This is a genomic window from Emticicia agri (genome assembly GCF_004168285.1).
Taxonomy (GTDB): Bacteria; Bacteroidota; Bacteroidia; order Cytophagales; family Spirosomataceae; genus Emticicia; species Emticicia agri.
The window spans coordinates 58,782-84,309 of sequence record NZ_SEWF01000009.1 but is presented as its reverse complement, the minus strand read 5'-3'; the positions used below and the strand labels follow the sequence as shown (position 1 = coordinate 84,309).

20 protein-coding genes are annotated in these 25,528 nt (G+C 37.8%); 14 read left to right on the top strand and 6 right to left on the bottom strand.

All coding sequences use genetic code 11. From position 1 onward, the window contains the following. Positions 1-2 precede the first annotated feature (2 nt). Positions 3-914 carry a ribonuclease Z gene (locus EWM59_RS08035; RefSeq protein WP_130020442.1) on the top strand — a complete coding sequence of 304 codons (912 nt, stop codon included), beginning with the start codon at positions 3-5 and terminating at the stop codon, positions 912-914. Here the strand turns inward: EWM59_RS08035 and EWM59_RS08030 are convergent. Further along, the gene (locus EWM59_RS08030) at positions 909-1,439 is read right to left on the bottom strand and encodes an acyl-CoA thioesterase (protein WP_130020441.1); all 531 of its coding nucleotides are present in this window, start codon (positions 1,437-1,439) and stop codon (positions 909-911) included. The two genes, EWM59_RS08035 and EWM59_RS08030, sit on opposite strands and share 6 nt — an antisense overlap. Positions 1,440-1,578: 139 nt before the next feature. Here EWM59_RS08030 and EWM59_RS08025 point away from each other — a divergent pair, with 139 nt between their 5' ends. The 11 genes from EWM59_RS08025 (at position 1,579) to EWM59_RS07975 (ending at position 14,388) form a co-directional block, all read left to right on the top strand. Next, positions 1,579-2,106, top strand: coding sequence for a class I SAM-dependent methyltransferase (locus EWM59_RS08025; protein WP_130020440.1), 528 nt, complete (start codon positions 1,579-1,581; stop codon positions 2,104-2,106). A gap of 35 nt (positions 2,107-2,141) precedes the next feature. Beyond that, entirely contained in the window at positions 2,142-3,134 is a 993-nt protein-coding gene (locus EWM59_RS08020) for a bestrophin family protein (protein WP_130020439.1), read from the top strand. A gap of 182 nt (positions 3,135-3,316) precedes the next feature. Then, complete coding sequence (locus tag EWM59_RS08015) at positions 3,317-5,407, top strand: ferredoxin-like domain-containing protein (RefSeq protein ID WP_130020438.1); 2,091 nt, start codon at positions 3,317-3,319, stop codon at positions 5,405-5,407. Next, on the top strand, positions 5,404-6,210 hold the full coding sequence (cobA, locus tag EWM59_RS08010; protein ID WP_130020437.1) for a uroporphyrinogen-III C-methyltransferase: 807 nt from the start codon (positions 5,404-5,406) through the stop codon (positions 6,208-6,210). Before EWM59_RS08015 ends, cobA begins: the two co-directional genes overlap by 4 nt. Positions 6,211-6,229: 19 nt before the next feature. After that, positions 6,230-7,111: a sulfite exporter TauE/SafE family protein gene (locus EWM59_RS08005; RefSeq protein ID WP_130020436.1), complete on the top strand. Its 882-nt coding sequence runs from the start codon at positions 6,230-6,232 to the stop codon at positions 7,109-7,111. Between the two features lie 11 nt (positions 7,112-7,122). Then, positions 7,123-7,824, top strand: coding sequence for a phosphoadenylyl-sulfate reductase (locus EWM59_RS08000; RefSeq protein ID WP_130020435.1), 702 nt, complete (start codon positions 7,123-7,125; stop codon positions 7,822-7,824). A gap of 29 nt (positions 7,825-7,853) precedes the next feature. Continuing rightward, positions 7,854-8,798 carry a sulfate adenylyltransferase subunit CysD gene (gene cysD, locus EWM59_RS07995; protein ID WP_229239312.1) on the top strand — a complete coding sequence of 315 codons (945 nt, stop codon included), beginning with the start codon at positions 7,854-7,856 and terminating at the stop codon, positions 8,796-8,798. Positions 8,799-8,869: 71 nt separating this feature from the next. Then, complete coding sequence (locus EWM59_RS07990) at positions 8,870-10,129, top strand: sulfate adenylyltransferase subunit 1 (protein WP_130020434.1); 1,260 nt, start codon at positions 8,870-8,872, stop codon at positions 10,127-10,129. Between the two features lie 138 nt (positions 10,130-10,267). Next, positions 10,268-11,755 carry an FG-GAP repeat domain-containing protein gene (locus EWM59_RS07985; protein ID WP_130020433.1) on the top strand — a complete coding sequence of 496 codons (1,488 nt, stop codon included), beginning with the start codon at positions 10,268-10,270 and terminating at the stop codon, positions 11,753-11,755. Between the two features lie 327 nt (positions 11,756-12,082). Next, positions 12,083-13,903 carry a sensor histidine kinase gene (locus tag EWM59_RS07980; RefSeq protein ID WP_207219956.1) on the top strand — a complete coding sequence of 607 codons (1,821 nt, stop codon included), beginning with the start codon at positions 12,083-12,085 and terminating at the stop codon, positions 13,901-13,903. An 86-nt stretch (positions 13,904-13,989) separates the two neighbouring features. Beyond that, positions 13,990-14,388 (top strand): response regulator, encoded by a 399-nt coding sequence (locus EWM59_RS07975; protein WP_130020431.1) that lies wholly within the window; start codon positions 13,990-13,992, stop codon positions 14,386-14,388. Positions 14,389-14,426: 38 nt separating this feature from the next. Here the strand turns inward: EWM59_RS07975 and EWM59_RS07970 are convergent, their stop codons facing one another. Next, the gene (locus EWM59_RS07970; RefSeq protein ID WP_130020430.1) at positions 14,427-15,005 is read right to left on the bottom strand and encodes a lysozyme family protein; all 579 of its coding nucleotides are present in this window, start codon (positions 15,003-15,005) and stop codon (positions 14,427-14,429) included. A gap of 280 nt (positions 15,006-15,285) precedes the next feature. After that, positions 15,286-15,900 (bottom strand): glycosyl hydrolase 108 family protein, encoded by a 615-nt coding sequence (locus tag EWM59_RS07965; RefSeq protein WP_130020429.1) that lies wholly within the window; start codon positions 15,898-15,900, stop codon positions 15,286-15,288. A 737-nt stretch (positions 15,901-16,637) separates the two neighbouring features. On the opposite strand from EWM59_RS07965, the gene gltB reads away from it, so the two are divergent. Then, on the top strand, positions 16,638-21,203 hold the full coding sequence (gene gltB, locus EWM59_RS07960; RefSeq protein WP_130020428.1) for a glutamate synthase large subunit: 4,566 nt from the start codon (positions 16,638-16,640) through the stop codon (positions 21,201-21,203). A gap of 89 nt (positions 21,204-21,292) precedes the next feature. Further along, positions 21,293-22,798: a glutamate synthase subunit beta gene (locus EWM59_RS07955; protein WP_130020427.1), complete on the top strand. Its 1,506-nt coding sequence runs from the start codon at positions 21,293-21,295 to the stop codon at positions 22,796-22,798. Between the two features lie 68 nt (positions 22,799-22,866). Here the strand turns inward: EWM59_RS07955 and EWM59_RS07950 are convergent, their stop codons facing one another. The 3 genes from EWM59_RS07950 to EWM59_RS07940 are packed head-to-tail and all read right to left on the bottom strand — an operon-like array spanning position 22,867 to position 25,494. Beyond that, positions 22,867-23,814, bottom strand: coding sequence for a phosphoribosylaminoimidazolesuccinocarboxamide synthase (locus EWM59_RS07950; protein WP_130020426.1), 948 nt, complete (start codon positions 23,812-23,814; stop codon positions 22,867-22,869). Between the two features lie 35 nt (positions 23,815-23,849). After that, complete coding sequence (locus EWM59_RS07945; RefSeq protein WP_130020425.1) at positions 23,850-24,506, bottom strand: tetratricopeptide repeat protein; 657 nt, start codon at positions 24,504-24,506, stop codon at positions 23,850-23,852. Positions 24,507-24,531: 25 nt separating this feature from the next. Continuing rightward, entirely contained in the window at positions 24,532-25,494 is a 963-nt protein-coding gene (locus tag EWM59_RS07940; RefSeq protein ID WP_130020424.1) for a vWA domain-containing protein, read from the bottom strand. Positions 25,495-25,528: the final 34 nt, after the last annotated feature.

The following is a 25,528-nucleotide window of genomic DNA, read 5'->3' as shown; positions in this document are numbered from 1 at the left end:
TTATGAATTTTGAACTATTAGTACTTGGCACAGGCTCAGCAACTCCGGTTCTTGAGCACAATCCATCGGCCTATCTATTAACTATTGAGAACGAACATTTCTTGATTGATTGTGGCGAGGGCACACAATTTCGCCTGTTAGAGCATAAAGTACGTACTTACCGTATCAGACATATCTTTATCAGCCACTTGCACGGAGACCACTATTTTGGTTTAATCGGACTACTTTCAAGCTGGAACCTGAATCAGCGAAAAGATGATTTAACGATTTATGCCCCAAAAGAACTGGCCGAAATTCTGACCATTCAGTTCAAATATTCACATACGTTCCTTCATTTTAAAATCAATTTTGTAGAAACTGATACAACGGCTGCTAATGTAATTCTTGATAATTCTTTACTAAGTGTCGAAACCATTCCATTAATTCATCGGATTAACTGTTGCGGTTTCTTGTTTAAAACCAAAGAATCCAAAAGAAAACTTCTGGCAGATAAACTCCCTGAAAATTTTCCGATTCCTTATATCAAACAATTAAAAGAAGGTTTTGATGTAGAAGATGCACTTACCGGAAAAGTATATAAAAACGAAGATTATACAGCCGAAGGCGCACCACCAAAATCGTTTGCTTACTGCTCTGATACAGCTTATAATGAAGCCATTATCCCTCAGTTACAGCAGGTGAATACTATTTTTCATGAAGCTACCTTTCTGGAAACTGAATTAAAGCGTGCCATTCAGACCAACCATTCAACCGCACAACAAGCGGCTACTATTGCTCTGAAAGCCAATGCCAGACAATTGATTATCGGGCATTATTCGTCCAGATACAAGACTTTAGAAAATCATCTATCAGAAGCGAAAGCGGTTTTCGAAAACACACAATTAGCACAGGAGGGTTTAACCTTTAAACTATAAAGAAGCCTGTTTAAGCAGTAGCTCCTGCTTTACAGACTTTATCCGTTCATTAAAGCTGATTTCTTTAAACTTTACGTCTTTTTCGCAGGTAGCAGCTAAGTATTGCATAATATCTTTCTGATGAGGTACTCTCCTACCTGTTTCTACACTTACATACTTACTGGTAGTCCACATAAAATTCTTTAGTTCGCTCATACTCTCATCTGTCATAAAATATTCTGTAACCAGAGTATCGGCATCAAAATAAATAACCCTCGAAAAAATCTTCACCCATTCACTCACCACTGCCGGGCGAATATAGGCTATCTGGTGTTGATACACCACCCAGCTTGTTTTGTAATTCTTAAATACCTCCGAAAACTTGAAGCCATACAATTTGGCAACCTGGTCTTCGCGGGCATTGAAATAATAATCAAAATATTTAGAGTTATTCAGGTGTTGTAAGGGGTCACAGTCCTGAAAACGGATTATAGCTTTAGATTCAGTAACTTTAGGAAATTCCTTTGCGTTGATTTTTTCAAACATAGTAGGTTCAGCTAATTTTTTTCAAAAATAGGAATAGTTTTTAAATTCTGTAAAAATTAAACCGCTATCAATATTTTTCTGAAATTTATCTATATTGCAAAGCAAGTATATACCTTACACTACTTTTACAAAGTTTGATATGGACATTCAGGACGCCATACAATTGATTTCACATCCTCATTTTACGACAAAAAACAAAAACGTCTGGCTCGATTTAGGCTGTGGCACGGGTACTTTTACCTTAGCATTAGCTAATATTTTAGAAGCAGGCAGCACCATTCATGCCGTCGATTTCAATAGTTCAGCATTAGAAAAAATTCCGGATACTTACAAAGGCATTAGCATAACCAAACAAACGGCAGATTTCATCAAATCAGATTTATCTGTAACTAAGTTTGATGGTATACTTATGGCAAACTCGCTGCATTATGTAAAAGAAAAGGAGATATTTCTAAATAAACTGAAAAGCTATTTAGCCGATACTGCCTGTTTTCTGGTAATTGAATATGACTCTAATGCTTCTAATAGCTGGGTGCCTTACCCAATAGATTTTCAGTCGTTAAACAGATTATTTTCAGACTCAGGTTATAAAACCATTACCAAACTTCATACAAGACCCTCCATTTATGGTAAAAGGCAGATTTACGCTGCTTTAATTCAGTCATAACCCAAATATAGTTTTCAATTTAAAAACCAAAGAATATGAATGTCGGAAGAATATACCCGCTCAAAGAATTTCTATACTGGACACGCCGGGAGGTTTACCTCATTGCTGTTCTCACAATTATACCTACCGTTTTGTATGAATATTTCGACCTGAAATGGATAGCTATACCTTGGGTACCCATTGCTTTAGTGGGTACGGCTGCAGCTTTTATTGTTGGGTTTAAAAACACACAGACTTATAACAGAGCATGGGAAGCAAGGCAAATATGGGGGGCGATTGTGAATAGTAGCCGTGCATGGGGAATAATGGTCAAGGATTTTATAAAAGAAGAGATTAATGAAAATATTCATCAGCAATTGATATACAGGCATATTGGCTGGCTGACAGCCCTGCGTTATCAGTTAAGGGAGGCTCGCACTTGGGAAAACTCCAACAAAAGTTATAATAAAGAATATGCCAAATATTTTATAATACCAGAAAAAGTAGGCAAGCTGGAAGATGAGTTAGGACAATTTTTATCTGCTGAAGAAGAAGCCTATGTATTGAGCAAAAAAAACAGAGCAACCCATATTATTAGTTTACAATCGAAACATTTGCGGGAGTTGAAGGAAAAAGGATTAATTGAGCCATTAACCTATATTGAATTGGAGAATTTGTTAGTAAATCTTTACGAGCAACAAGGTAAATGCGAACGCATTAAAAATTTCCCATATCCAAGACAGTTCGCCTCAGTTAATCTATTTTTCGTCCGTCTGTTTATGATTCTTGTCCCATTCGGTATGCTTAAAGAATTTGAAAAATTAGGAGAGCATTTAGTATGGCTTACCATTCCTTTTGGTATTGTGGTTTCCTGGGTTTTTATGAGTATGGAAAAAGTGGGCGAAAGTACAGAAAACCCATTTGAAGGCGGTGCCAACGATATACCGATAACATCTATGAGCCGAACCATCGAAATTGACCTGAGAGAAATGCTTGATGAAACCGAGCTTCCTCCGCCTATTCAGCCGCTCCATAATATTTTAATGTAGTCTGATGAAACTAAATTTAAGCTCAACAGGTTAATTACAAAGGTAGATTCCTGACTTAAATTCACCCAAAAATCGTAATAAATTCATTATCAGTTAGTTAAGAAAGAATCTAAATTTTTTACCCATATAGTCTATAATTATTATAGGATTTATGTATATTTGCGATTTAAAATCAGAAGATTATGCAAAGTTTTCGTACCGAATTAGAAAATCCACTTGTTGAAAAGGATATTATTGATTTAGAGCGTAAAATCAGGCTCTTCCGTGAAGGTAAAATTCATGAAGAAAAATTCCGTAGCTTACGGTTAGCAAGAGGAGTTTATGGCCAGCGCCAACAAGGTGTACAAATGGTGAGAATCAAATTACCTTATGGTAAAATGACATTGAATCAGTGGAAACGTATTGCTGATATTTCTGACGAATACTCAACCGGTAATCTTCACCTCACCACCCGTCAGGATATTCAGGTTCACTTTGTGAGCCTTGACAGAACCCCTGAATTATGGGCTAAATTAGAGCAGGATAATGTTACGCTACGTGAAGCCTGTGGTAATACGGTAAGAAATATTACCGGCTCGCCTACTGCCGGAATTGACCCAAAAGAACCTTTTGATATTACCCCCTACACTCATGCCGCATTTGAGTATTTCTTAAGAAATCCTGTTTGTCAGGAAATGGGTCGTAAGTTCAAAATAGCATTCTCTAATACCGACGACGACACTGCGCTTACTTTCATGCACGATTTAGGATTTATTCCGAAAATCCAAGATGGTAAGAGAGGTTTCAAAGTGATGCTGGGCGGTGGTTTAGGGGCACAACCTCAACTGGCTCATGTAGCTTACGAGTTTTTAGAAGAAGATTTAATTATCCCCTTCATCGAAGCTGTTATCAGAGTTTTTGACAGATATGGCGAGAGAAACTCACGTCATAAAGCACGTATGAAGTTTTTGATAGCTAAATTAGGTTTTGAAGAGTTTATGAAATTAGTTGAGATAGAAAAAACTGCTTTGAAAGTTAAAACCTATCATGTAGATACCCAAAAACCGGAATTCAGCTATAGCTATGCAACTCCTGAGCCACAAGATGTACCTGAAAATACCACAGAAGCCTATAAAAACTGGTATAAAACCAATGTTTTTGCACAAAAGCAAGAAGGCTATTACGGTGTTTTTGTAAGAGTACCATTGGGTGATATTTCAAGTGTTGTATCAAGAAGTTTAATCGAAAAATTAAGACCTTATATTGCAGACGACGTAAGAGTAACTGTAAATCAGGGTTTATTATTCAGATTTGTACAGGCTAAAGACTTACCGTATATTTTTAGTGTATTAAGTGAATACAATTTAGCTGCTCCTGGTGCCAATAGTATTGCCAATATTACGGCTTGTCCGGGTACCGATACCTGTAATTTAGCTATTTCAGACAGCACCAAGATTACACTTGAATTTGAAAAAGTATTGCGTGAAGATTTTCCTGAATTGGTAGAGGAAAACAACATGCAGATAAAAATATCGGGCTGTATGAATGCCTGTGGTCAGCATAGCATGGCGCACATTGGTTTTCATGGAAGCTCATTAAAATCTGCCGGAAAAGTATTACCTGCTTTACAGGTATTGTTAGGCGGTGGAGTAAAAGGAAACGGGGAAGGAAGAATTTCGGATAAAGTAATCAAGATACCAAGCAAAAGAGGCCCTCAGGTTTTAAGAATTGTTTTGAATGACTATGAAACCAATGGCCTTGATGGTGAGTATTTCAATGATTACTACGATCGTCAGGGAGAAAAATATTTCTATACTTTATTAAAGCCATTGGCAGATTTAACTACCCTGATTGATACAGATTTTGTTGACTGGGGTCGTGATGAATTATTCCAGACAGAAATTGGTGTCGGTGAATGTGCCAGTGTAATTATTGACTTGGTTGCTACATTGTTCTACGAATCAGAAGAGAAAATTGCCTGGGCAAAAGCCGCTTTTAACGAAAACCGTTGGGCAGATGCTATTTACTATGCTTATCAGTCGCAGGTAAATACAGCCAAGGCGTTATTATTAGATAAAAACATTAACAGCAGTACACAACACGGGGTGATTTCTGAATTTGATAAAAACTTTGGCGAGGAGTTTGGCATTAATTTCAAAGAGCAGGTTTTACAAATCAATCAGAATGAGCCAAGCGAAATTTTTGCGGTTGATTACATTTCAGAATCAGAGAATTTTCTAAAAGAGGCGATGAGTTGGAGAGAAGCTAATAAAAATGTGGTTGTTGAAGCATGATAAACGATATTGACAGAAAACCTGACTTCACTCACCCGACTCCCAAACTAACAGTAGTTGGTGCCGGAACGGGCGACCCTGAACTGATAACGCTTAAGGCAATTAATGCTTTGCGCCAGGCCGATGTGGTGTTGTATGATGCGTTGATTAACGAAGATTTATTAGAATATTGTCACCCGGCTTGTCAGCGTATTTATGTAGGTAAACGTGGATACGAAAAAAGTGTAAGCCAGGATAGTATCAATTTTTTAATCGCTGAAAAGGCCTTTGAAAAAGGCCATGTGGTAAGGCTGAAAGGTGGAGACCCTTTTATTTTTGGTCGTGGGAATGAAGAAATAGCTTATGCCAAAGAGAGAGGAATCGAAACAAATTATATACCGGGCATATCAAGTATCATGTCCGGCGGGTTCTATGAAATTCCGCTCACAGCCCGGGGTGTTGCCGATGGTTTCTGGGTAATTACCGGAACAAAATCTGACAAGTCACTATCAAACGACATCAGACTGGCAGCCCATTCAAGTGCAACCATTGTCATATTAATGGGCATGAAAAAGTTAGGGCATATTTCACAGATTTTCAGAGAAGAGGGCTTCGGAGATACGCCTGCGGCCATCATTCAACAAGCCTCTACCCCAGAACAGAAAATTGGTATAGGACAAGTAAAAGACCTCGAAGCTATTGCCTCAAATCAGTCTCTACACAATCCTGCCATTATTATGATTGGTGAAGTAGTAAAGCAAAACAATATTGAGCATCTGTACCTGATAGGGCAACAATATTCTGGAAAAGATAAAACAAACTAAGACAAGAAATTAAAGGTAAATGGAAAGAATCGCCAATGCGCTAAGTGCCAGAATCGGACTAAAGTATATTGCTATTGCAATACTTACCTTAAAGATATTATTGATAGGCGTATTGGCCTACCGTATATTTGCCAGTATTCATTCTTTTCAATGGGGTGTTGATAATCTCTTTATCTATTACATAGGAGTTGGTTTTTTAGCCCAATTGGTTGACGGTGCGTTAGGTATGGCCTACGGTGCTACCTGTACCTCTATGCTCTTGGGTGTGGGTGTACCTCCTGCCTATGCTACAGCGAGTGTGCATACAGCCGAAGTATTCACCACCGGAGTATCAGGTCTTTCTCACTTATATTTTGGAAACATTGACAAAAAACTTTTTTTCAGAATTGTGATTACGGGCGTTATCGGCTCTATGATTGGTGCATACCTGATTTCAGAAGTTATTGATGGTAAGGTGATTCGTCCTTATATTTCATTATATCTGGTTGGACTTGGAATTATTATTATTATCAAGGCTTTCAAAAAAAGACCTACCACACCAACGAATAAAAATTTAGGTTTATTAGGCTTAATCGGTGGTTTCTTTGACTCAATTGGTGGGGGTGGCTGGGGGCCGCTCGTAACCTCTAATCTGATAAATAAAGGCAATGCGCCTAAAGAAGCCATAGGAACTGTAAATACTGCTGAATTTTTCGTAGCATTTTTCAGCACTGGTATCTTTATGCTTTTTATTGATATTCAGGCATGGCAACCTATTGCCGGGCTTATTTTAGGAGGTGTTTGTGCCGCACCACTTGGCGCATTTTTAGTAAAATTATTCCCCCCTAAAACTATTATGCTTATTGTTGGAACACTGGTCGTGTGTCTGAGCATTTACAATATTATTAAGGTTTGGTTTTAATTCATCGTACAATGGTCGATATAGATACATTAGAAAAACTTTCATTAGAAGAAGGTCTCAACTTTATAGCCAATCAATATCCGGGCAAAGTGGTTTTCTCAACTTCATTCGGGCAGGAAGACCAGGTAATTACCCATGCTATCTTTAAAAATAGTATTGCTCAAAGCCCTTTAAATATCAAAGTTTTCACTTTAGATACAGGCAGACTTTTTCAGGAAACATACGAGTTAATGGATAGAACAAGGGCTCGTTACAAACAGCCTGTTGAAACTTATTTTCCGGATAAAGAAAGCGTGCAACAACTGGTAACAGGCAAGGGCTTTAATAGTTTTTATGAGTCGGTTGAGAACAGAAAAGAGTGTTGCGGTATCAGAAAGATTGAACCATTGAAAAGAGCACTGGCAGGTGCAGAAGTATGGATAACAGGATTGAGAGCCGAGCAATCGGAAAACCGAAATGATATGAAAATCTGGGAATGGGATGGCGGCAACAATGTTTGGAAATTTAACCCATTGATACATTGGACTTACGACCAGATTCTTAATTACATTTCTGCGAACAGAATCCCGGATAATCCACTACATAAAAAAGGTTTTGTGAGTATTGGCTGCCTACCATGTACCCGTGCTATTGAACCAGGCGAACACCCGCGTGCCGGCCGTTGGTGGTGGGAAGAATCAAAAAAAGAGTGCGGTTTACACCAAGTTTCGTAACTTTGCATCAGAGTGCAAATCCAATAAATATGAGTAATTTTTTAAACAATTCTGAAATCGTTAATTCTTCTTCTGACATTAACGGAATTTTTCCGCGTGAATTAGAAGATGAAGCGATTTATATCCTGCGTGAAGTTGCTTCACAGTTCGAAAAACCAGCTATCCTGTTTTCGGGTGGTAAAGATTCTATCACAGTGGTAAGATTAGCTGAAAAAGCATTCTATCCAGGCAAAATTCCTTTTAAACTTCTTCATGTGGACACAGGTCACAATTTCCCTGAAACTATTGAATATCGTGACTGGCTCGTAAACAAATTAGGTTTGGAATTACACGTGCGTTATGTAGAAGATTCTATCAAACAAGGAAAAGTAAAAGAAGAAACCGGAAAATATGCCAGCCGTAATGCAGCACAAACCGTAACCTTGCTTGATGCCATTGAAGAATTCAAGTTTGATGCCTGCATAGGCGGTGCCAGACGTGACGAAGAAAAAGCACGTGCCAAAGAAAGAATCTTTTCGGTAAGAGACGATTTCGGACAATGGAATGCCAAAAAACAACGACCTGAGTTGTTTGACATGCTCAATGGTAAAATTGAAATCGGTGAAAACGTACGAGTATTCCCCATTTCGAACTGGACAGAATTAGACGTATGGAATTATATCAAAGAAGAAAAATTGCGTATTCCAAGTATATATTTTACGCATGACCGGATGGTATTTGACCGTGATGGATTGATTTGGGCTGATTCGGAATTTATCAATAAATCAGAAGATGAAATTCCTTATTCTACCAAGGTACGTTTCCGCACGGTGGGCGACATGACCTGTACTGCCGCTGTGGCATCAGAAGCGGATAACCTTGATGATGTTATCTCTGAAATATTATCGGCAAAAATCTCTGAAAGAGGAGCCCGAATTGACGACAAACGCTCGGAAGCAGCGATGGAGAAACGCAAACAAGCAGGGTATTTTTAATGATGGCGAATGAGCGATTAATTGTGGATGAGTGAATAGCGAATTAGCGAATAGTTTTTGAAAATATTATAATGGATATACTTAGAATAGCAACAGCAGGCTCGGTAGATGATGGTAAAAGTACCCTTATCGGGCGTTTGCTTTATGAAACGAACTCTATTACCGGCGATAAAATTGAAGCTTTAGAAGCAGCTTCAAAGCGTAAAGGACTTAACTTTTTAGATTTATCTCTTTTAACAGATGGCTTGATTGCCGAACGTGAACAGGGAATTACGATAGATGTGGCTCATATCTATTTTAGTACTCCCAAGCGTAAATACATCATCGCAGACACACCCGGACATTTTGAGTACACACGAAACATGGTTACGGGGGCTTCAAACACCTCCGTTTCTATTATTCTGATTGATGCCCGCAATGGCGTAGTTGAGCAAACCAAGCGCCACTTTTATATTTCTTCTATGCTTCGTGTAAAGAATATTATTGTGGCTGTAAATAAAATGGATTTGGTTAATTATAGCCAGGAACGTTTTGAGGAAATAAGAAATGACTTCTCTAAACTGGCCGAACAGGTAAGTTTTGAAGGACAAAAAATTGAGTTTATCCCGATTTCTTCTTTATATGGCGAAAATCTGGTAAAAAAATCAGAAGAAACTCCGTGGTATGAAGGTAATTCGCTTTTAGAAACGTTAGAAGAACTTGATAATCAGGTCAACCCTATTTCACACCTTCCTGCCCGTTTTCCTGTACAAGTAGTGATAAGACCGAAAACCGAAGAATTTCACGACTACCGAGGCTATGCAGGCAAAATAGCCAGCGGCAGTTTTCTGGTAGGTGATTTGGTAGAAGCCTTACCGAGTGGACAAATAAGCAAGATAAAAACGATTGAAAAATTTGGTAAAAATCTTGAAATTGCACACGCCCGTGAGTCAGTGGTAATTACACTCGAAAACGACATAGACATAAGCAGAGGTAATATGATTGTAAAGGTTGGTCAACAACCGGAAGCAAAAAAAGAATTAGAAGCTAAAGTGTGCTGGTTAGATAGCCACGCCTTGAAAATAGGCAAAACTTATTTACTGCAACATGGTATTAATCGGGTGAAAGCTAAGGTAACCAGCCTTAACTCGATGATTGATATTAAAAATATGACCTTAAATAACGAGCCATCGCACGAGGGCGGTCTGAAACTGAATGAAATCGGCTGGATTTCTATTAAAACGGCCAGTCCGATTTATGCCGATAAGTACAATGAAAATCCAACCAACGGTGCTTTTATTCTGATTGACGAAATGTCTAACAGTACTGTAGGTGTGGGATTTGTAGAGTAATTGCCATTACAAAAATATTCATCAACCAAACTTGAGACTTTGAATTAGTTTAGGGTTCGGTAAAAATGGACAGCAGATTTTGCTGTCTTTTTTTTGTAAAAAATTCTATGTTAATTAGGGCAAACAAATCATTCAACTATGACTTATAAGATTTTCACTGCATTCGCACTACTTCTACTTATACAAAATGCTTGTAGCAAAAAAGAAGACACCCAGGCTGATCTTGCTTTAGCAGAAAAACATTGCGGCAGTTGTCACCTCTCTCCTACTCCCAATATGCTTGATAAAAATAACTGGGAAAAAGTATTGCCTAAAATGGGTCTTCTGATGGGTGTAAACAGTGAAATAAAAAAACAAACAAAAATTGACCTTATTTTACAGAATAGTATCCCATCAAAGCCTTTAGTTTCGGAAGATGACTGGGAGCGACTCAAAAGTTATTATGTATCTAAAGCACCTTACAGTTTAAATTTTCCTTTAAGCAGTATTACCACAGGAGATGGTAAGTTATTTAAAGGGGTAACACGTATGCCTTACTCACAAAAAATGCCTAATATTACCTGTATCAAAATAGATACAGCTAAACACATGGTCTATGCGGCTGATGAAATTAATCAGGAGGTATGGGTATTAGATAAAGATGGCAATGCTGTCAGACAAATTCCGAATCATGTAGCCATTAGTGATATTCAGTTACTAAAAAATAATGCGGTTTTGTTCACTTATATGGGTACTTCAATAGACCCGTCACTCAAACATCACGGATACATTAAAACTATTTCTCCAGATAAAAATGAAATTCTTTTAACTAGTCTTTACCGACCTACCCAGACTTTATCTGTTAATCTGGATGAAAACTCCGATGAAGAATTAGTAATTAATGAGTTTGGTGTGCTAAAAGGTTCATTGTCAGTCTGGAAGAAACAAAAAGGAGGATTTGAAAAATATATCATTGAAAATAGTCCGGGCGCTATCAAAACCATTCCCATCGATTTTGATAAAGATGGAAAATTAGATTTAATTACACTTTTTGGGCAAGGCGATGAGCGCATTGTCTGGTATAAAAATAAGGGGAATCTGCAATTTACCGCTACTACCCTCCTACGTTTCCCTCCTGTCTATGGCTCATCGAGTTTCGATCTGGTCGATATGAATAAAGACGGGTTGTTGGATATTCTCTATACAGCCGGAGATAATTCTGATTACAGTGTCGAGCTAAAGCCGTATCATGGGCTATATATCTTTAGTAATCAGGGCAAAAACGCATTTAAACAAACCTATTTCTATCAGATGAACGGGGCTTACAAAGCGGTAGCAAAAGATTTTGATTTAGATGGCGACCTCGACCTTGCTACCATTGCTTTTTTTGTTGACTACTTTGAAAAGACGCCTAAAGACTTTGTTTTTTTTGAAAACAACACGCAAGGATTTACGCCAAAGGTACTAAATATCAAAAATTATGGCAGGTGGTTAGTGATGGATACCGGAGATATTGATGGAGATGGAGACGAAGATATTGTTTTAGGCAATCATCCGGTGGGTATCACTCCCGGCACTCTGTTAAAAGAATGGATAAAATCTAAAGGGGTGCTGTTATTGGTGAATCAGAGTGCAAAAAAGAAATAAATTAACAGGTATTTTGTGCGCAATTTACCTGATTTAAAAACCATAGAAATTTTTAACTATTTACGTATATATAGTATTTGTAAAATAAAAATCAATATCTTTGGGCACGCAACAAAGCTACGTGATTATAAGTTAAGCATTTTATTATCGTTTTGATAATCAATATTGTTCCCTCCCAGCATATTATCTGTTTATTGAAAGCACTAATGTGTTATCCCAAAAACTAAAAAATATTATACTCTTTTACAGGCTTGTTGATTGTTTCTGGTTACTTATTTGAGTGATTTATTCTATTTTTTTTGTTTAATGAAATACAATAGGGCAAACTTGCTACCCACTATAGGGATATGGGAACTGAATCTGAAAACCGGACTGCTGGAATGGGATTTTGTTACCAAGTCCATTTATGAAATCAAAGATAACTACTTCCCCGACCTTGATTCGGCCATTAATTTTTATGCCGTTCCTAAGTATCGGGAGCGAATAACGACTTTAACTCAGAATCTAATCACAACCGGAGATTCATTTGTAGAAAGATTTGAAATTTTGACTCCCAAAGGCAATACTAAATGGGTTGAAAGTAGTGCGCAGGCCGATTTTGAAAATGGCGAATGTGTACTGATTTATGGTACCTTTCAGGATATTACTACCCATCAAACGCTTTTAGAAACAGTTCAACTCAACGAAGAAAAATTTCAGAAAGCTTTCGAATTTGCGCCTATCGGCATGGCGCTCGTATCTACGGCGGGCAATTGGATTAAAGTCAACGAGCAGTTGTGTAAAATAACCGGATACTCTGAGGAAGAATTGATGGGATTGACTTTTCAGGATTTAACTCATCCCAATGATTTAGATAAAGATTTAGCATTGGTCAATCAGATGCTTAGTAAAGAGATTGACAATTACGAAATGCAGAAAAGGTATTTTCATAAAAAAGGGTATATTGTCTGGGTGCATCTGACGGTCTCTCTGGTCTGGAACAACGAAGGGGAACCTCTGTATTTTATCTCTCAGCTCAACGACATAACTGAACGGAAAAAAGCATCAGAAGAATTGCAAAGAGAGCAACAAAGGCTGTTTCAGACCATTGAAGGAACCAATATCGGAACATGGGAATGGCATATTCAGGAGAATGTGATTATTTATAACGAACGCTGGGCGGGCATCGTAGGCTACACTTTAGAAGAATTAAAACCAATTAGCAAACAAATATGGAATGATTTGGTACACCCCGATGATTTGGAGATGTCAAATATTGCTTTAGAAAAGTGTTTTTCACGCCAGACAGAATATTATGAATGTGAATACCGCATGAAACATAAAAATGGCGATTGGGTTTGGGTAAATGATAAAGGGAAAGTAATTGACTGGTCGTTTGACGGAAAACCAATTCTGATGTTAGGTACGCATGCAGATATTACTCATAGAAAAAACAGTGAGCAGGAATTAAAAAACACCTTGGATCTGGTAAGCGAGCAAAACAAACGCCTGATAAATTTTACTCATATTACTTCCCATAACCTGAGGTCTCACATTGGCAATTTCCAGATGCTGTTAAATTTATTGTTAGAAGAAACCGATGAACTGAAGAAAAAGGAATTAACAGAGTTTTTACTTACCATTGCCAATGATTTACAGGAAACAATTCATTACCTGAACGAGGTATTGCAGATACAGACGAACCTTAATCAACAGGTAAAAAAGATTAATCTTTTTAATGAAATTGAAAAAATATTAGTGAGTATTTCCGGTTTAATTATCGAATCATCTGCCATTATACATACAGATGTTCCACTAAATACTTATATCAATTATAGTCCCGAATACATAGAAAGTGTATTGCTCAACCTGCTTACCAATGCTATAAAATATCGTCATCCGGATAGAAATCCGGTTATATATATCCGAACTCAGGATAGTGAAAAATATATAATTCTGCAAATTGAAGACAATGGCATAGGAATTGATTTGAATTTACATGGTCAAAAACTCTTTGGCATGTACAAAACTTTCCATACAAACAAAGATGCCAGAGGACTTGGCCTGTTTATTATCAAAAATCAGATTGAAGCAATGGGAGGAAAAATTGAAGTAGAAAGTGAAGTTGATAAGGGTACTACCTTTAAGGTATATATCAAAAATCAATAAAAGCGGTAAACGTCAGTAAATTTTCATCCGGCATCTGATTTTATAACGATTATTAACCCATAAACTTTTGGTAGAAGGCTCAAACGATGAATAAAATAAATACAGCCTGGATTATAGACGATGACAAGATTCTGACCTATGTTTTACAGAGAATTATGGGTACAGTTGATTCTTTTGCAAATATAGAAATCTTTCCGAATGGCAAAGAAGCCATCAATCAATTAGCTGTTGCCAGAAAAAATCCTGAATCTCTCCCAGACATCATTCTTTTAGACCTGAATATGCCCGTAATGGACGGATGGCAGTTTTTAGATGAGTTTGAGAAAATTAACCTTGATAAAAAGATTTCTCTTTACATCGTAAGTTCTTCTATTGACACCCACGACCACAATAAAGCTAAGAAATACAAAACCGTAGCTGATTTTCTGATAAAACCTATTGGAAAAAAGCAAATAGAGCAAATGGTTGAATCGCATCAACCCTGATTTGCTCCCATTTTTATTTCAAAAAAATCAATCAAAAATTACTTCGCCTTTGGCAAAACAATATAATCTTCCATTACATTTTCTTCTGGCTCAACCTCTGGTTCTGGTTCAATATAAAATGATTTTGCTCTTTTAAACCAGCCTCTGTTCTTTTTAGCATCTTTTCTTGTTCTGTAATACCTTAAACGATAATCTACATAAGGGTTTACAATGTCCTCCGGTTTTTCAAACGAATTGGCCAGTGCAACGTCAGCAAGTGATAAAATACCATTTTCTTCAGCGCCGATAATTTTCTCAAACGCTTTTACATTTCTCTTTTTTTCCCCTTCACCTGCATTTATCAGATGGTCTATAAACACTTCTGCAACTGTCTGGTCTTTAAAATGATTACCTAAATACCGGTTCCAATAATAATGTCGGTGAATATACAGTGCTTCTTCTTTGGTAAACATTTTATCGCCCCAGATAGGCTTGTGAATACCATAACCATCACCTTCAAAACGTAGCAACTTTGGCGCATACTTATTAAAAGATGCACCATTGTTAATAAAAATCACGCAGACAAAAGATAGGCAAGTAATTGCCAATAAAGTAAAGATTACCTTTTTGGGATTCATGGGAATGTTTAAATTAATTCAACTAAATAGCTCAGTATAGACTTAAGAGCAAAAATTATACCGCTTAATCAGAAAATGTTAATTTTTGGGTAGAGTGTATAGCAATAGAGAGAGATTTTAGAATTTACAAATAAAATGTTTTTAACCTGACTTTTTAGAAACGATTACGATTGTGTAAAATTGTTTTTAGAGCAAAATATCTGGCAATAAAAATCCCCTCAAAAATCATACTAATTTTGAGGGGATTTACTAAAATGTGAATAATTAATTGATGAAGATGTCAATCAACCTTTGCGGCAAGTTCTTCAGTTGGTTCTTCCAGTTCTTCTTCCGGAGATTTACCAATCAATATGTCGGGCAAGACTAAGAAATCAGCCAACATATTGTTGTCTTCATCGAATATGCCAAAGGTTCTCGCTCTAATCGTCCAGCCAGGGTATTTTTTGGCGTTTTTTCTTGACCCGTAGAAATGTAAACGATAGTTAACATAAGGGTTAACTACATACTCACATTGTACGAACGAATTAGCGACTTGCACATCTTCTTTTGAGAGTTTACCATCTTGTGGAACACCGATGACAGCCTCAAAAGCCCGAATGTTTACACTGTTTCTGCCTTCGCCTGCATTAATAATATGGTCAATAAGGGTTTCAGCAACCTCCTGACTTCTAAATAAGTCGCCGTGGTATTTATTCCAATAGTATTTTTTATGGATTTTAAATGCCTCGGCTTTTGTGAAGTTTTTTTTGCCCCATATTTCCTGATTAATTCCGAATCCCTTGCCTTCAAATCTGATGAGTTTTACGAAGTACTTTTCAAAGGATGCTGCTTGTGAAGTAACAGACATAAAGCTGACCAGAAACCCGGCCAGAAACATGCGTTGCAGTTGTTTCATGTATTATTTCGATATGTGGAGTGCAAAGATACAAATTAATAGGTTGATTATCAAGCACTTATTAATTTCTTTATTAAACGGCGAATAAAAAAAGTACAATTTCCTGGTAACATCTGCTCAGATTTTTTGTTTTACCTGAATCAAATTTTCTTAGAATACTCCTAAGATAAATCTAAAAAAAGTACTATATTTCTTAAAAAAATACAAAATCAAAATATCCCGATTTCACAAACAATTTATTCTATTTTAATGTCATAGGCTGAACGAAATATTTTTAACTTAGTTGTATTAAAATTTCAGTTGGTGTAAACGTATAGACCATAAATTCATTAACTTTAAAGTATGTTATGGGGAGTAAGAAAATTTTTAGCCCGACTGCTGCATTATCTTTTTGTTAAACTAACCTAAATGGCTTAAAAAACGCTCAAAAAGCTGTTTTTTAAGCGAAAATTCGCTATATTCGTCTGTTAATTTTCCGTAGATAATTTATTGACCTTATTGGTTATTGCATTATTCTCATAACAACTATTGCAAAAACAAGTATTTTAAGACGATTAAATAAAATTTGGTTTCAAAGTTGTTATGCCAAATAAATTTGGTATTATATTGCATTTCAATTGCTGTATATACTTAATATATATAACAATTCAGAAGATTATTAGGCAATAAACTTCACGATTAAATCACAAATTATCTAATCAGAGTACAATTTAAAACCCTATAAATTTTATCGCACGATGACTGATACAGAACAAGCAATGGAACAAGGTCTCTATCGTTCGGAATTCGAGCATGATGCCTGTGGTATTGGCTTCAGAGCCCATCTAAAAGGTAGAAGATCTCATGGGATTGTTGCCGATGCTATAAAAATGCTTGAGCGCATGGATCACCGTGGTGCTTGTGGTTGCGACCCGAATACCGGTGATGGTGCAGGTATTTTATTGCAGATACCCCATGAATTCTTTTTAGATGAATGTAATAAATTGAATTTCCAGTTACCTTCAAGCGGTGAGTATGGCGTGGGTATGATTTTCTTTCCGATGAATGAAACCGAAAGAGAAGAGTGCAGAGAAATACTTAACCGAAAAATAGAGCATATTGGTTTACAACTGTTAGGCTACAGAGTTGTACCAACCAAAGGAGATTGTTTAGGTGAAGGCTCTGGCTCGGTTGAGCCACATGTTGAACAGGTCTTTATCAAACGCCCCTCTGATATTACCGAAGAAATAGATTTTGAAAGAAAGTTATACATTTTACGTCAGTATGCCTCACGTATTATACGTGAATCGGTAGCGGGAGCAAAAGAGCATTTTTATTTTTCATCGCTTTCTTGCCGCACCATTTCATACAAAGGGCAATTAACTACCGAACAGTTAAAATATTACTTCCCTGATTTATGGAATGAATCAGTAACCTCTGCCTTTGCAGTAATCCACTCCCGTTTCTCAACCAATACTTTCCCATCATGGAAACTGGCACAGCCTTTCCGCTTTATTGCGCACAACGGCGAAATCAATACTGTAAAAGGAAATGTGAACTGGATTAGAGCCGGAGAGAAATCTTTTGTGTCAGAGTTTTTCACCAAGGAAGAAATGGATATGATTCTTCCTATCTGTGATGCTGGTAACTCTGACTCTGCGCAATTAGATAATGTAATTGAACTACTATACCTTTCAGGCCGTTCATTGCCTCATGTAATGATGATGCTCGTGCCCGAAGCATGGGATGGCAACGATCATATGGATCCTGTTCGTAAAGCCTTTTATGAATACCATGCGGCCATTATGGAACCCTGGGACGGTCCAGCATCTATTTCATTTACCGATGGAAAAATGGTAGGTGCTACCCTTGACAGAAACGGCTTACGTCCTTCACGCTATTGGGTATTAGATGATGATACGGTAGTAATGGCATCTGAGGCTGGTGTGTTAGATATTGACCAGGCAAAAGTGGTATCAAAAGGTCGCCTCCAACCAGGCAAAATGTTCATTGTGGACATGGAGCAAGGCAGAATTATACCAGATGAAGAAGTAAAAGCTGACATTTGTTCACGTCAACCTTATCAGGACTGGTTAGATGAGTACAAAATTAAAACTTCAGAATTACCAAAATCTATACGCCCGTACCAGAATTACAGCGAAGAATCTTTATTGAAAAGACAGGTTACTTTTGGTTTTACTTCTGAAGATTTAAGAATGATTCTGGCACCTATGGCACAAACAGGCCAGGAGGCAGTCGGGTCAATGGGTGTAGATACCCCGTTGGCTATTTTATCAGACCAGAGCCAGCACCTTTCGTATTATTTCAAACAGTTATTTGCGCAGGTAACCAACCCTCCTATCGACTCCATCAGAGAGCGTGCTATCATGTCGTTAATTTCGTTTGTAGGTTCAAACGAAAATATTCTGACAGAGTCGCCTTTGCATTGTCGTTTGTTTGAATTAGAACAACCGGTATTAACCGTTGAAGAATTTGATAAACTACGTTTTGTTGATTATAAAGGCTTTCAGGCTAAAACAATCAACACTTATTTTAATGCCAAAGCCCCTGATACCGGAAAAGCATTAGAGTTTGCCTTGGATAGAATTTGCAGATATGCCGAAGATGCCATCGTTGACGGGTTTGAAATTCTGATTCTCTCAGACAGAGCCATCGATTCAGACCATGCGCCTATTCCTTCGCTATTGGCTACCGCAGCTATTCATCACCACCTGATTAAAAAAGGTATCAGAGGAAGAGCAGGAATTGTGGTTGAAGCAGGTGATATATGGGAAACACACCATTTTGCCACATTAATCGGCTATGGTTGTTCGGCTATTTGTCCTTACATGGCATTTGAGACCATTTCGTGGATGAATAAAAAAGGATTGATTGAAGGTACATTCGAAGATTATACCTTATATAAAAATTATATTAAGGCGGTAAATAAAGAATTATTGAAGATATTCTCTAAAATGGGTATCTCAACCTTGCAATCATACCAGGGTGCCCAGATTTTTGAATGTATTGGTTTGAATAAACAGGTGATTGATAAATATTTTACCGGAACCATCTCTCGTATTGGTGGAATGGGTATTGCAGAAATCGCCAAAGAAGCTATTGTACGCCACAAAGTAGCTTATCCTGATGTGCCACAGATTTCTGTGCAAAGATTAGAGGTAGGCGGTGTATATCAATGGAAACAACGTGGCGAACGCCATATGTTTAATCCGCAAAGCATCCATTTATTGCAACAATCAGGCAGAGTTGGTGAAAAAGATTTAGAAAAAGGCTATTCGATTTTCAAACAATACTCTAAACTGATTAATGACCAGAGTACAGATGCTTTAACCATCAGAGGTTTACTGCGTTTCAAGAAAGGTAATCCAATTCCGTTAGAAGAAGTAGAACCTGTTGAAAGTATCTTCAAACGCTTTGCCACAGGTGCTATGTCATTCGGCTCGATTTCGTGGGAAGCGCATACCACATTGGCAATAGCCATGAACCGAATCGGTGGACGCTCGAATTCAGGTGAGGGTGGTGAAGATGAAATCCGTTACGAATTAGATAAAAATGGTGATAATTTAAGTTCAAGCATCAAACAGGTGGCTTCGGGTCGTTTCGGCGTAACCAGTTATTACCTGAGCAATGCGAAAGAATTACAAATAAAAATGGCTCAGGGAGCTAAACCCGGCGAGGGTGGTCAGTTACCAGGTCATAAAGTAGATGATTGGATTGGTCGTGTTCGACACAGTACTCCGGGTGTAGGGTTAATCTCCCCTCCTCCTCACCATGACATCTATTCGATTGAGGATTTGGCTCAATTAATCTATGACCTGAAAAACTCAAACCGTGATGCCCGTATTTCGGTAAAATTAGTATCTGAAGCAGGGGTTGGTACAATTGCTACAGGTGTAGCTAAAGCACACTCTGATGTAATTCTGATTGCGGGACATGATGGAGGTACTGGAGCTTCTCCGCTTTCTTCTATCAGACATGCTGGTTTACCCTGGGAACTTGGATTAGCTGAAACACACCAGACATTAGTTAAAAACAAACTTCGTGGAAGAGTTGTGGTTCAGGCTGACGGTCAGATACGTACAGGTAAAGACCTTGTGATTGCAGCGTTATTAGGTGCCGAAGAGTTTGGTGTAGCCACTGCTGCTCTGGTTTCTGTAGGATGTATCATGATGCGTAAATGCCATCTGAACACCTGCCCGGTTGGTGTAGCTACCCAGAATAAAGAATTACGTGCCATGTTTAGCGGTAAACCGGAACACGTGGTAAATATGTTTACCTATCTGGCCAGAGAAATGCGTGAAATCATGGCAGAATTAGGCTTCCGTACGATTAACGAAATGATTGGACAGGTTCAGTTCCTTGAAAAACGTGATGATTTATCGCATTGGAAATACAAAAAAATCGATTTAAGCGGTATTCTTTACAAAGAACCAACTACGCTTGATGTAGCCCAGTACAAACAGGAAGAACAAGACCACGGTATTGCTAATGTGCTTGACTGGCAAATGATAAAAGATGCCCAACCTGCTATTAATAATAAACAGGAAGTAACCGCAGAATATACTGTCAATAACCTGAACAGAAGCATCGGAACGATGACTTCCAACGAAATCTCCAAGATTCATAAAGGAGAAGGGTTGCCTTATGGTACTATCCATTTTAAATACAGAGGTACATCAGGACAATCATTTGGCGCATTCTCTACAAAAGGCTTAAAATTAGAATTGGAAGGCGACTCAAATGACTACTTCGGTAAAGGCCTGTGTGGTGCTGAACTGATTGTATATCCTGACAGAAAAGCGAAGTTTAAGGCCGAAGAAAATATGGTAATCGGTAACGTGGCTTTTTATGGCGCAACGTCTGGTGAAGCCTATATCAGAGGGCTGGCAGGTGAGCGTTTCTGTGTAAGAAATTCAGGTGCCAGAGTAGTAGTGGAAGGTGTAGGCGACCACGGTTGCGAATATATGACAGGAGGTCTGGCTATTATTTTAGGGAAAACCGGAAGAAATTTTGCGGCCGGTATGAGTGGTGGTATTGCATATATCTACGACGTCGATGGCGATTTTGAATCGAAATGCAACAAAGAAATGGTTGGTTTAGAAAAACCAGACCAAGAAGATGCCGAAATGCTTAAAGCCTTTATAGAAAAGCATCAGGCTGTAACGGATAGTAGTGTTGCACAGGTTATCTTATCAGATTTTGAAACTGAAGTTTCTAAATTCGTAAAGGTAATTCCAACCGATTACAAACGTGTATTGCTTGAAAGAAAAAAGAAAGCAGAGCTTGAAAAAGTTTTAGCGTAAACGCTGCCATTCTGACAAGATAAAGCCTTGTGTTTTATCTTGTCTTAACTTAAACAACCTAAAGATATACACAAAATCATAATAAAGAAATGGGAAAACCAAGTGGTTTTTTAGAGTTTGAACGTCAGCCGTCTTTAAAACGTGATGTACTCGAAAGAAAAAAAGATTATAATGAGGTAGAAACCAGTTATGATACCCAGCAAACACGTGAACAAGCTGCACGCTGCATGGACTGTGGGGTTCCGTTTTGTCATAATGGTTGCCCTCTTGGCAATATTATTCCGGAGTTCAATGACGCGGTATGGGAAGAAAACTGGGAGTATGCTTATCAGATATTGAGTTCTACCAATAATTTCCCTGAATTTACGGGTAGAATATGCCCTGCTCCTTGCGAAGCCTCTTGCGTTTTGGGTATCAATAAACCTCCGGTAGCTATCGAATACATTGAGAAATCAATCATTGAAAAAGCCTACGAAAACGGCTGGGTAAAACCTAATATTCCAAGCAAAAGAACAGGCAAAAAAGTAGCAGTAGTAGGTTCCGGTCCGGCAGGATTAGCAGCTGCGTCACAATTAAATAAAGCGGGCCATTGGGTTACCGTTTTTGAAAGAGCCGACGAAGTGGGTGGTCTATTAAGATACGGTATTCCTGACTTTAAGTTAGATAAATCGGTTGTCAAACGTAGAGTAGCCGTCATGCAGGAAGAAGGCATTCTTTTCAAGACTAATGCCAATGTCGGAGAAAATATAAAAGCTGGTGATTTGGTACGTGATTTTGATGCTATTGTATTGGCTGGTGGTTCAACTATTCCAAGAATGATAGACATCAAGGGCAAAGAACTCAAAGGCATTTATCCGGCTATGGAGTTTCTGAGCCAACAAAATAAGCGTGTAGCCAATATTGACCGCATTACTGACCACAAAGGCGAGGCTTATGCCAACGGTGAGTTATTAGCTACAGGAAAAAATGTAATGGTAATCGGTGGTGGCGACACAGGTTCTGACTGTGTGGGTACATCAAATCGTCAAGGAGCTAAAAGTATTACACAAGTTGAGGTAATGCCTGAACCAAGTATCGACGATAAAAAACAACCATATTATAAATTCAGAGCAGAAACTACTCCATGGCCTAACTGGCCTTTAACCAAGCGTACCTCTACTTCGCACGAAGAGGGTTGCGAGCGTTTGTTCAGTATCAATGTAAAAGAATATATTGGTGATGCTGATGGCAATCTGAAAGGGATTTTAATTTCAGAAGCAGCCATGTTTAATGGTACAAGGGTAGAGATGAACGAAAGAGAAATTCCTTGCGAATTAGCTTTAATTGCGGCAGGTTTCACAAATCCTCAACAGGATTTATTGCAACAATTAGAAATTGAGGTTGATGAAAGAAAGAATGTAAAAGCGTTGGAATATCAGACCAATAAATCTAAAATCTTTGCCGCAGGCGATGTGCGTCGTGGACAATCTCTGGTAGTTTGGGCCATTTCAGAAGGCCGTGAATGTGCCAGAAAAGTTGATGAATATTTGATGGGAGAATCATTATTGGAAGCAAAATCTGTATCCATGATTTCTCCGGCTTATATTGGTATATGATTTTATCTTCAGAGAAAATATTGAGCCGCACCTTAGGTGTGGCTCAATTTGTTTAATACCTTGTCAGTTCAGGCTTTCAGATAATTTTTTATGTTATCTTCTATTCTCTGAATAATATCTTCACTATTTGACGGTTCAAAGATTTCTCCGGTTACTTTTTCATAAAGTTCGATGTAACGTTTTGAAATTTCTTCTACTTTTTCATCGGTCATTTCAGGGACTACCTGTCCATCTTTCCCTTGAAAATTATTGGCAATCAGCCATTCCCTTACAAACTCCTTAGATAATTGCTTTTGAGGCAAGCCTTTAGAAAGGTTTTCTTCATAGCCATCAGCATAAAAATACCTTGAAGAATCCGGTGTATGAATTTCATCTATCAGATAGATGGTTCCCTCATTTTCTCCAAATTCGTATTTTGTATCAGCCAATATCAAACCTTTTTCGGCTGCCATCTGTGTACCCTTTTCAAAAAGTGCTAAAGCATATTTTTCAAGTTGTGCATACTTCTCTTCTGCAACTAACCCTCTGCTGATGATTTCTTCACGAGATATATCTTCATCATGCCCTTCATGCGCTTTGGTTGAAGGTGTGATGATTGGCGTAGGAAACTTCTGATTCTCAACCATACCTTCAGGTAGTTTAACACCGCAGAGTGTTCTCAGACCACTTTTATAAGTACGCCAGCTATGACCTACCAGATAACCCCTTACTACCATTTCAACAGGAAAGGTTTCGCATTTAATGCCTACTGATACGTTAGGGTCTGGTGTTGCTAAAAGCCAGTTAGGAACTATATCTTTAGTGGCATTCAGAAATTTAGAGGCTATCTGATTTAATACCTGTCCTTTACACGGAATAGGTCTTGGTAAAATCACATCAAATGCTGAGATTCTATCAGAGGCTATCATCACTACTTTATCATTAAAATCATAAACATCACGAACTTTTCCACGATAAAAACCTGTCTGACCCTCGAAATTGAAATGCGTTTCCTTTACTACAGAATTTTTTTTCATACTTATTAAAATGATTATTTAAATCTTATGCGACCTTACCAGTCTTTTTCAATTTTACTATTCTTTGCATTAGTGGCCTTACGCCGGGGAGTATATTGTAGCTCATTACTTTTCATAGCATCTAATAGCTGCAATGCTTTTTCTCTGCTCATTTTCTCAGGGTCTGTCGATTGTAATTCATCTTTCTTCTCTTCTGATTGTCGGGTTTCTGCATTTTGAGAAGCATTTTCCTGGCTCTGAGGTGGAGGTGGTGGATTGTTATCGGGCAATCGCTTTTTTAATAATTCAAAATTATAACGAGCCGTCTGGTTATCAGGATTTTTCTGTAATGCCTCTTTAAACAATTGCATGGCTGTTATACTGTCTTTCTGCATGGCATTAATCACGGCTATCTGAATTAAAGCCCCTGTAAAAATCTGCTCATCGCTTACTTTCAGCAATCTTTTATACTCCATCAGCGCTCTTGTGGTATCTTTGGTATAAAAATACGCATGAGCCATATTCAGTCTTGCCTCGGGTTCCAAGTTAAAAGATACATTGGCCAAATTCTGATATTTATCTCTGGCCAGTGCATAGTTCTTTTTCATAAAAGCTGTTCCGGCTTCAATTTTCAGTCTGTTCCGTTCAGAAACATTGGTAAGCGAACGGAAATTGAGAAATAGCAGAATAATATAAAAGAACCAGGTATTCATTAATAAAAATTAAAGCACTTATGAGCTATAGCTTAATTGTACGAATGGTTATCAATATATCAATAATCATTAAAATCAACCCCAGAAAAACAAAATAGAAGTACTTATTATTGGCAACGGTCATTTTTCGTGTATCAACCCAGTTGTTTTCCAATTGTGAAACCTCCTTTAAAATAGCCGACACATCATTAACCTGATTGGATAGTTGAAAGTACTTTCCATTCAGAACTTTAGCAAGTTGCTTCAGGTAATCGGCATCTAATTTCGAAACAATTTCATTTCCTTTCTTATCCTTTTTAAAGCCATTTCCCTCTTTAATTTTACCTCCTTGTGGTGTACCCACGCCTAAAACCAGAAAACTTACCCGGTTTTTTCTCAAATCCAGAATAACCTCAGAGGCTAATTGTCCGAAGTCTTCACCATCGCTTACCATCACAATTACCTTGGCTCTATGACTGTTAGCATTAGCCGAGTTATACTTGCCCTGAATCAGTTTGAGCGCAGTATTGAGGTCTGTACCCGATTCTGTAAACAAGTCGCTGCTTAATTTCTGAATAAATAGTTTCAGGGCATCTTTATCATACGTAAGGGGTATATGGATATACGCACTTTGGGAAAAAACCACAATTCCCACTCTATCAGACTTTAGTGCATTCAGGTTTTTGATTAACTCAAACTTTACTTTTTCTAATCTTGTTGGCTCAATATCTATGGCATCCATCGACCTTGACACATCAAAAGCAAAATACACATCTTTACCTGTTGCCTGTGCTTCAATTTCGCTTACCCCAAAACTTGGTCCCAATAAACCAATGATACACAATCCTAAATAGCCCGTTCTGATAAAAAACTTGATTACTACCGAACGTGAAGTAGTACCTAAACGCTTGGCTATCAGGTAAGTTCGTATGAAATATACAATATATATTAAAAGAAACAGGCCAATGAAAACGTATTCAACAATGGTGAGAGGTTTTATCCAATTCATACTTTATACTGATATTTCATTAGTTTCCCCTCAG

Coding starts and splice junctions, on each gene's coding strand:
- EWM59_RS08020 (WP_130020439.1), top strand. CDS start 2,142: ATGAATGTCGGAAGAATATACCCGCTCAAAGAATTTCTATACTGGACA.
- EWM59_RS07970 (WP_130020430.1), bottom strand. CDS start 15,005: ATGAATCCCAAAAAGGTAATCTTTACTTTATTGGCAATTACTTGCCTA.
- EWM59_RS07985 (WP_130020433.1), top strand. CDS start 10,268: ATGACTTATAAGATTTTCACTGCATTCGCACTACTTCTACTTATACAA.
- EWM59_RS08035 (WP_130020442.1), top strand. CDS start 3: ATGAATTTTGAACTATTAGTACTTGGCACAGGCTCAGCAACTCCGGTT.
- EWM59_RS07975 (WP_130020431.1), top strand. CDS start 13,990: ATGAATAAAATAAATACAGCCTGGATTATAGACGATGACAAGATTCTG.
- EWM59_RS07990 (WP_130020434.1), top strand. CDS start 8,870: ATGGATATACTTAGAATAGCAACAGCAGGCTCGGTAGATGATGGTAAA.
- cobA (WP_130020437.1), top strand. CDS start 5,404: ATGATAAACGATATTGACAGAAAACCTGACTTCACTCACCCGACTCCC.
- EWM59_RS07965 (WP_130020429.1), bottom strand. CDS start 15,900: ATGAAACAACTGCAACGCATGTTTCTGGCCGGGTTTCTGGTCAGCTTT.
- EWM59_RS07945 (WP_130020425.1), bottom strand. CDS start 24,506: ATGAATACCTGGTTCTTTTATATTATTCTGCTATTTCTCAATTTCCGT.
- cysD (WP_229239312.1), top strand. CDS start 7,854: ATGAGTAATTTTTTAAACAATTCTGAAATCGTTAATTCTTCTTCTGAC.
- EWM59_RS08005 (WP_130020436.1), top strand. CDS start 6,230: ATGGAAAGAATCGCCAATGCGCTAAGTGCCAGAATCGGACTAAAGTAT.
- EWM59_RS08000 (WP_130020435.1), top strand. CDS start 7,123: ATGGTCGATATAGATACATTAGAAAAACTTTCATTAGAAGAAGGTCTC.
- EWM59_RS08025 (WP_130020440.1), top strand. CDS start 1,579: ATGGACATTCAGGACGCCATACAATTGATTTCACATCCTCATTTTACG.
- EWM59_RS08015 (WP_130020438.1), top strand. CDS start 3,317: ATGCAAAGTTTTCGTACCGAATTAGAAAATCCACTTGTTGAAAAGGAT.
- EWM59_RS07940 (WP_130020424.1), bottom strand. CDS start 25,494: ATGAATTGGATAAAACCTCTCACCATTGTTGAATACGTTTTCATTGGC.
- gltB (WP_130020428.1), top strand. CDS start 16,638: ATGACTGATACAGAACAAGCAATGGAACAAGGTCTCTATCGTTCGGAA.
- EWM59_RS07955 (WP_130020427.1), top strand. CDS start 21,293: ATGGGAAAACCAAGTGGTTTTTTAGAGTTTGAACGTCAGCCGTCTTTA.
- EWM59_RS07950 (WP_130020426.1), bottom strand. CDS start 23,814: ATGAAAAAAAATTCTGTAGTAAAGGAAACGCATTTCAATTTCGAGGGT.
- EWM59_RS08030 (WP_130020441.1), bottom strand. CDS start 1,439: ATGTTTGAAAAAATCAACGCAAAGGAATTTCCTAAAGTTACTGAATCT.